Genomic DNA, 7,216 nt, shown 5'->3' on the forward strand with positions numbered 1-7,216 from the left:
CCCCCGTCCTGATCGGGGCGCTCGCCCCGCTGTCCCGCCCCGGCTGGGCCGAGGCCGGGCGGCACCTGATCGCCGGGCTGGAACTGGCCCTGGAGGACGTCGACGCGGACGGCGGCGTCCGGGGACGGCGGCTGGAACTGGTGGTCCGGGACACCGCCGCCGATCCGGCGCGTGCCGCGGCGGCCGTGGACGAACTGGCCGGCCTGGGCGTCGCCGCGCTGGCGGGGGAGTACCACAGCGTCGTCGCCCGCGCCGTCGCCGCCAGGGCCGACGCTCTGGGCCTGCCCTTCCTCTGCTCCTCGGCGGTGCTCGACGCGCTCACCGACCGGAGCGCCGAACACGTCGCCCGCCTCGCCCCGCCCCAGTCCCACGGCTGGCGGACCTACGCGGACTTCCTCCTCGCCGCGGGCCACAGCCGGATCACCGTGGTGAGGGAACCGAGCGCGTACTGGACGGCCGGCACCCGCATCCTCGACGACCACCTCGCCGCGCGCGGCGGCGCGGTCACGGCACTCGACCTGCCCGCCCTGACGCCCGCGGAGGTCTGCGACGCACTCGCCGCAGGCCGGTCGACGGCCCTGCTGCTCCTGCTCGGCCACCCGGAACCCGCGGTGTCCGTCGTCAAGGCCGTGCGCGGCGACCGGCGCCTCGCCGGCCTGCTGCTCGGCGCCCCGGCGGGGCAGCCGGAGTTCGGCTCATGGGCGCGGCTGCTCGGTGACGACGGCGCCGGCGTCCCGTTCCTGCGCTACCTGCCCGAACGCCTCGGCCCGCTCGGCACCAGGGTCGAACAGGCCCTGCGGCTGCGGCTGGACGCCGAGCCCTCCTTCGTCGCCTTCGAGGGGTACGACACCGGGCTCCTCCTCGCCCACCTCCTGCGGTCCCACGGCGCCGATGCCGCGGCGATCGCCGCCTCCTGGCCGCGGGTCGCGGTCGAGGGCACCCGGGGGGAGATCCGGTTCACCCGCACCCCGGGAACCGGTGTCTGGCAGTGGGCCCACCCGCCGGTCCAGGTCGTCGACCGGGACCCGGCGCACCCGGCACGCTTCCGCGTCCTGCACACCGGCTGAACCGGGGGGCGTTCACAGCCCCGTCCCGGCGAACGCGCACCGTGGGGGCGAGCGCCCCGAAGCAAACCGCTGGTGCGCGGGCCCGTCGCCTTCCTACGGTGACCGGGTGACCTACGAGATCATGCTCATGCGGCTCCGGCCGGGCCTGACCCTGCTCGAGACGCTCGACGCGCGCACCGCCGAACTGGGCTGGGACGCCGAGTTGCCCGAATTCCACCCCACCACCGCGCAGCGGGCCGAGTGGGAGCAGATCGTCACGCGGGTGTCGCGGGAGATATCGCCGGTCGGGACCGCGCAGTACCCCCGGTGCCTCACCCTCGACACGGTCGGTCTGCCGTGGCGCGTCCAGCTCGACCACTACGGGGACAGCGCCGACATCGAGGTGGCCTACACGCACACCGGGATTGCGGCGCGGGCCGTGGCCGAGGCCGCGTACCTCATAGCCCGTGTCGTCGAGGAGGAGACGGGCATGGTGGGCCACGACTTCGAGGTGGATCAGCCCACCATGTCCGGCGACCCCGCCCTGGCCGCGGCCCGGCTGGGTGCCGTGAACGCCTGGATACGCGGGCAGTTCGGCTGACGCGGCCCCGGCCGCCGCCGCCCCTCAAGCCCTCGGGAAGCCCCCGGGAGCCCCCGGGGCGCGCCCGGGCCCGGCCGGGCCGCTGCTCAGTGGCCGCGCAACGGGCGGAAGTACCGGTCGAGCGCCCAGTCGGCGATCCGGTGACCGACGCGGTTGCCGACGACGTCGGCCGTGCGGGTGTGGATGCCCGCGAACACCCGGGCATCGATCGCGTCACGGTCGTACGCTCCCGCGTGCTCGTAGTGCCGCGTCGTGCCGCCACGCGTGGAGTGGACGGTGAGGTCGATCCGGTCGGTGCCCAGCAGCTTGGTCATGGCACCGGTCAGCGCACCCGCGGTGGTCGCGTGACCGCTCAGGTAGTCCGGATGGGCGGGCGTCGTCAGCAGCGGCTCCCAGCCGGGATCCGGCGACGTGGCGGGACTCCCGTCCTCGTACGCGCGGTGCACGGCGGTGATGGGGCGCCAGTTGCCGTACCGCAGCTTGGCGTCCCAGGCGGCGATGATCGCGTCGGCCTGGGTGGTGTGCACCGCGGCGTACAGCCTGGCGGTGGCGGCGATGTCCAGCCGGTGCCGGGCCGCGTGGTCCCCCAGGGCCCCGGGGAGGTCCAGCTCGGTGAAGAACCGCGCCGTGTCGGTCTGCGCCGGGGTGCGCCGCGTGCTGTCCTTCGCCCCGAACTCCCTGACCTCGACGAGGTCCCGCACGTACCGGGCGGAGCCCAGCGCGGGCGGCGGGCCGGGGCGGAACATGTCGGGGGAGCGGAGGAGCAGCGGCCGCATCCGGCCGAGCCAGGCGTTCGAGAAGGGGGCGAAAGCCGGCGGTGTGGGACGCCAGACGCCCGGGGCCGGCGGCCGGTCGAAGGACACCGGCGCGCCCCGGCCGTCGTTCGCCCTCAGCTCGACGACGTGGTCCGCCGCGCGTCGCCCGAAGGCGACGCCCTCGCGCTCCGCCCGGCCGTCGGGGATCTTCGCCAGCGTGGCCGCCAGAGCGGTGTCCAGGCCGGCCGCGGAGGCGGGGAAGTAGCGGGTGAGCAGACGGTGGGCGGCCGCGGCGGCGGCCGCAGCGGAGGAGGCGTGGCGCGGTCCGCGTTCCCGCCAGCGGTACGAGGCGTACCGGCCCTCGATCCCGCTCACGGCGTTGTGGACGGCGGTCGCCGCGTAGGCCTCCCAGAACGCCCGGTCCGGCGGGGTGCCGTCCACCTCGTCGGCGATGGTGTCGGCGGCGATGCGCATCCAGTCGGAGACCACGGCAGCGTCCCGGCCGGCCGGCGGCGCGACCTGATCCGCGGCGGCGGTCGCCGCCAGGGGAAGGGCGGAGACGAGCACCGCCAGGCCCACGGCCAACCGCGCCAGCGGCGCGGACGCGACAGAACTGTTCTTCTTCGTCATCCAGAGGCTCCTCGCACGAGTCCCCCGCAGCACTCTGCCCCAGCCCACGGGACCCGGCACCGCCAAGCGACCGCCGCTGCGCCGACGGGAGTACCCGCCCCCGCCTCCGGAGCACCCGGCCACCATCCGGTCGAGCCGCCCGAACTCGGCATCCCGGGCCGTCAGTCGATCCGGACGAGTACCGCGTCCCCCGCACGCGCCGCCGCCCGGAAGAACTCGCCCAGCGCCGCGTAATGACCGGTCACCCAGTCCAGCGGCTCACCGCGCTCCCGGACGACGTGCGGACAGATGTCCGCGGCGGCGAGATCCGCCGGGCCCACACCCTCGGCGAGGGAGGCGGACGAGATCCGGTCGAACGCCTCGGCCGCGACGCGGACGCGCTCGGGCCGGATCAGCCGCGGCGGTCGGTAGCCCCAGTCCTCCGCTCCGGGAAGCACCTCGTCACCGAGGACGACGTCGACCGGGAAGCCGGCCCGGTCGAGCACGAACCCGAGCGCCTGCCAGGTCTTGTCGACCTCGTGGCGGCGCGAGCCGGCTCCGGCGTCCGGCACCTTGGCGACAGGCCCGTCGACGAGCCCCATCGCCCACTTCGGCTCGCTGATCGCCCGCTCGAGTTCCCCTGGGGACAGGCGCGCGTACTGTCCGATCATGCTCATGGCCGGATGCCAGAGGCAGGGGCAGACACCAGGACGTCCCCCTGCGAGCCCGGCCCGGGCACCTCCTTGACCAGGCGGACGGTGTCCTCGTCCGGGCCCGGCACCACCCGGTACCCCTCGCTGCGGTAGAGGCGGACATTGCCTTCGCTGCGGGCGCCCGTGTGGAGCACCAGCGTGTCGCAGCCCTCTTCGGACTGCCCCTCCCCGACGCGCAGCAGCCACCGGCCCAGGCCCTGCCCGCGCAGGTCCGGCGCGACGGCGAGCCGCCCCACGTGCCACGCACCGCCGCTGCGCCGCGCCCGGACCATGCCGAGCAGCCGGCCGTCCCGCCACAGCCCGGTGGCATGCCACGTCCCCAGCCACTCACCCACCTCCTGCGGCGACTCACCCAGCGCCGGAACGGCCAGGCTGTCGTTGGCGAGGGCCTCGTCCACCCAGCAGCAGCGCTGCAGCACCGTCACCTCGCCGGCGTCCTCGGGGGTCAGCCGCCGCAGGTAGGAACCCGGCAGCGGGCCGGGCTGCACGCCGGGGCGCGCCCTCTCCCGCAGCGGCCGCAGCGCGTGCGAGACGCGGACCAGCTCGTCCAGGACGCCCACCGCCGCCCCCGCGAGCGCCGGAGCGGGACGGACCCGCCCGTCCTCGACGGCGTCGGCGATGCGCAGCGCGACCGTGGACCCGAGCGGCACCAGACGCAGGGTGGTCACCACCTGCTTGGCGTGCTGCACGGCCCGGGTGCCCGCGGAGGTGTGGCCGTAGCTGACGAAGCCCATCGGCTTCCACGCCCACTCCCGGGCCAGGTGGTCGAGCGCGTTCTTGAAGGCGGCGGGCATCCCGTAGTTGTACTCCGGAGTGATGACGAGGAAGCCGTCCGCCGAGTCCACGAGCGCGCTCCAACGGCGGGTGTGCTCGTGGACGTACACGCCCGAGGACGGTTCCCGCTCCTCGTCCAGGAAGGGCAGGGCGAGGTCGGCCAGGGACACCGGCACCAGCTCGACGCCGAGTTCGGCGGCGCGTGCGCCGACCGCCTCGGTCCACCACGCGCCGACCGCGGGCCCCAGAGCGCCGGGACGGGTGCTGCAGACCAGGACGAGGACGCGCATCGTTTTCGTTGTCATGGAAATGAAAGCTAGGTGTAGATTGATTCCATGTCAACGAGAGAGTCGCCGGAAGCCGTCGACTGGCTGAATCACGACGAGGAACGGGCCTGGAGGTCGTACCGGCGCATGGTGCTGGCCGTGCAGGCGGCCACCGCGCGCGACCTGGCCGACGTGGGCCTCTCCGAGCCCGACTACGAGGTGCTCAGCACCTTGTCCGAGCTGCCCGGACGCACCAGCACCCTGCGGGACCAGGCCGCCAAGATGCGCTGGTCGCGCAGCCGGCTCTCCCGCCACGCCACCCGCATGGAGGCGCGCGGCCTGCTGCGGCGCGAACCCGACCCCGCGGACGGCCGGGGCTGCTTCCTGGTGCTGACCGACCACGGCATGGAGACCCTCGAAGTGGCGGCCCCGGCCCATCTCGCCTCGGTACGACGCCACTTCGTCGACCGCCTCACCCCCGAGGACCTCCGCGCGCTCGAACGCGTCGCGGACAAACTGCGGGACGAAGAGGACTGACACGACGCCGTGGCACGCCGCCGCCCGGGACGTGTAGGTTCCCGGGATGAGCGATCACCGCAGGACCCGGATCCGACGCGCGGAGCAGGCGGACGCGGCGGCGATCGCGCGCATCCACATGACCTCCCGGTCGGCGACCATGCCCTATCTGCCCCCCGCAGAAGCGCGACCACGAGCAGGTGACCCGATGGGTCCTGCACGTCCTCCTCCCGCGGCACCGCACCTGGGTCGCGGTGCGCGACGCGGAGATCGCGGGCTACGCGGCCCTCGACGGCGACATGCTCGAACACCTCTACCTGCGCCCGGACATGAGACGCCAAGGCATCGGCACGCTCCTGCTCGACGAGGTCAGGCGGCACAGCCCCGACGGGGTCTCCCTGCACGTCTTCCAGCAGAACACCGACGCCCGCGCGTTCTATGCGTCGCACGGATTCGGCGTCCTCGACACCGACGACGGCGCCCGCAACATGGAGCACCTGCCCGACATGACGCTGCGCTGGACACCGGAGAACACGAACTGAGCCGCACCGTTCCGGCCGCGGCCGTCGCGCCCACCCGTCGACCGCCCGGCCGGCCGGCTTCCGAGCGGGGCGATCAGAAGAACGTCATGTCCCAGTCACCCGAGATCAGGGCCCGGACGGCTGCCTCGAACCCGTGTGCCACCCGCTGCACTCCGGCGTCACCCCCGAGGACGATGTCGCCGTTGTCCGCGAGGAGAACCATCTCCTCGGTCTCGAAGGCGATGCCGACCGGCACGGCGGACATGCCGAGACGCCTCTCGAAGGACCGCACGTTGGGCGGGAAGGCATCCACCGCCTCCTCGACCGAGATCGTCAACGACGTCTGGCTCCCGGTCACGTGCGACGGCCAGAAGACCGTCGTCGCACCGTACATGCGCAGGAACTCCACCAGCCGGCCGGTGACACCGAAACCCGCCCGCCGATAGGCCCGTCGGGCCGCCTCGACGTCCACCGGGCCGCACACGACGCGCGAGGCGCCCGCGAACGCCCTGCCGAGGGTCTTTTCCCTCGCTTCGGGAAGCACCACCTAGGCCCGCCAGGCCCGCAGCCGCTCCGCGGCGGCGTACACGTCGGCCTTGTACGTCCTCACCTCGGCCACCAGCTCCGGCAGCGCCCCCCGCGGCGCGTCCACCGCCTCGCCGGCCTGAGCCATGTACTCCACCGCGGTCAGCGCGGCGAAGAACGCGTTGCGCGCCGGCAGCGGCTCCTCGCGGGCGAGGGTCACCAGCAGGGCCGCGGCACGCCAGGCGTTGTCCGGTTCGTAGCCGATCCGGGGCGTGTTCACCCGATGGCGCTGCACGGCGGCGGCCAGCGCCGAGTAGTCGGCGACGTCCAGCTCGCGCGGCATGAGCAGCGCCTGGCGCTCCAGGAGCCACGCCAGGTCGATCAGCAGTTCCATCAGGCGGCGTCGGCCTCGGCGCCCCGCGGCACGGTGGCCGGCTCCTCGTCGGGGAACGCCTGCGCGAACTCCTCGGCATGCTGCCGCACCCACGCCGCGGCCCGGCCGAGCGAGGCCGGATCGGACAGCCGGGGATCGCGCAGGGCGGCCTCCGTCAGGATGGCGGTGACGGTGCTGCCCTCACGGGCGGCCCGCTCCTGCAGCCTGGCATGGACCTCGTCGGGGACGCGGATGGTCACGGACTTCGCCATGCGGCCAGCGTACAGCGCGTGCTGTACGTGGTCGATTCACCCGTTCCGGTCGCGGGGGAGGGGCTCCCGGAGTGGCGACGAGCTCCGCCCCGGACCGGAGTCTGTACTGATGCCCGGGTCGGCCGCCGCCCGCTGTGGACCGTCACCCGGAACCGGACGGGACGGGACTCGGACCAGATTCCGACGAGTTCCGACGAGACGACACACCACGGAGGACGACGCCATGACGAGCACGCCCGAAGGCC

Annotated in this window: 10 protein-coding genes; 4 read left to right on the plus strand and 6 right to left on the minus strand. The window is 74.2% G+C overall.

Translation table 11 applies throughout. The features are described from left to right. Positions 1 to 8 precede the first annotated feature (8 nt). The gene (locus tag ACOV8S_RS09425; RefSeq protein WP_448317409.1) at positions 9 to 1,067 is read left to right on the plus strand and encodes an ABC transporter substrate-binding protein; all 1,059 of its coding nucleotides are present in this window, start codon (positions 9 to 11) and stop codon (positions 1,065 to 1,067) included. Between the two features lie 106 nt (positions 1,068 to 1,173). After that, complete coding sequence (locus ACOV8S_RS09430; RefSeq protein WP_448317253.1) at positions 1,174 to 1,647, plus strand: hypothetical protein; 474 nt, start codon at positions 1,174 to 1,176, stop codon at positions 1,645 to 1,647. 86 nt (positions 1,648 to 1,733) lie between these two features. Here ACOV8S_RS09430 and ACOV8S_RS09435 read toward each other — a convergent pair whose 3' ends face one another. From ACOV8S_RS09435 to ACOV8S_RS09445, 3 genes are all read right to left on the minus strand, one after another. Next, positions 1,734 to 3,032: a vanadium-dependent haloperoxidase gene (locus tag ACOV8S_RS09435; RefSeq protein WP_448317254.1), complete on the minus strand. Its 1,299-nt coding sequence runs from the start codon at positions 3,030 to 3,032 to the stop codon at positions 1,734 to 1,736. Positions 3,033 to 3,193: 161 nt separating this feature from the next. After that, positions 3,194 to 3,688, minus strand: coding sequence for a YfbM family protein (locus ACOV8S_RS09440; RefSeq protein WP_448317255.1), 495 nt, complete (start codon positions 3,686 to 3,688; stop codon positions 3,194 to 3,196). Continuing rightward, positions 3,685 to 4,803: a GNAT family N-acetyltransferase gene (locus tag ACOV8S_RS09445; protein WP_448317256.1), complete on the minus strand. Its 1,119-nt coding sequence runs from the start codon at positions 4,801 to 4,803 to the stop codon at positions 3,685 to 3,687. Before ACOV8S_RS09445 ends, ACOV8S_RS09440 begins: the two co-directional genes overlap by 4 nt. A 30-nt stretch (positions 4,804 to 4,833) precedes the next feature. Here ACOV8S_RS09445 and ACOV8S_RS09450 point away from each other — a divergent pair, with 30 nt between their 5' ends. After that, positions 4,834 to 5,301: a MarR family winged helix-turn-helix transcriptional regulator gene (locus tag ACOV8S_RS09450; RefSeq protein ID WP_448317257.1), complete on the plus strand. Its 468-nt coding sequence runs from the start codon at positions 4,834 to 4,836 to the stop codon at positions 5,299 to 5,301. A 179-nt stretch (positions 5,302 to 5,480) separates the two neighbouring features. Further along, a complete protein-coding gene (locus ACOV8S_RS09455) occupies positions 5,481 to 5,822 on the plus strand; it encodes an N-acetyltransferase family protein (RefSeq protein ID WP_448317258.1) in 342 nt (113 codons plus the stop codon). A gap of 73 nt (positions 5,823 to 5,895) precedes the next feature. Here the strand turns inward: ACOV8S_RS09455 and ACOV8S_RS09460 are convergent, their stop codons facing one another. Genes ACOV8S_RS09460 through ACOV8S_RS09470 form a run of 3 tightly spaced genes read right to left on the minus strand, consistent with a single transcriptional unit; the run spans position 5,896 to position 6,971 of the window. Beyond that, positions 5,896 to 6,348: a hypothetical protein gene (locus tag ACOV8S_RS09460; RefSeq protein WP_448317259.1), complete on the minus strand. Its 453-nt coding sequence runs from the start codon at positions 6,346 to 6,348 to the stop codon at positions 5,896 to 5,898. After that, entirely contained in the window at positions 6,349 to 6,720 is a 372-nt protein-coding gene (locus ACOV8S_RS09465; RefSeq protein WP_448317260.1) for a toxin Doc, read from the minus strand. Next, positions 6,720 to 6,971, minus strand: coding sequence for a ribbon-helix-helix protein, CopG family (locus ACOV8S_RS09470; RefSeq protein WP_448317261.1), 252 nt, complete (start codon positions 6,969 to 6,971; stop codon positions 6,720 to 6,722). The genes ACOV8S_RS09465 and ACOV8S_RS09470 overlap by 1 nt, the downstream gene beginning before the upstream one ends. Positions 6,972 to 7,216 lie beyond the last annotated feature (245 nt).

The organism is Streptomyces sp. CO7, assembly GCF_053474865.1.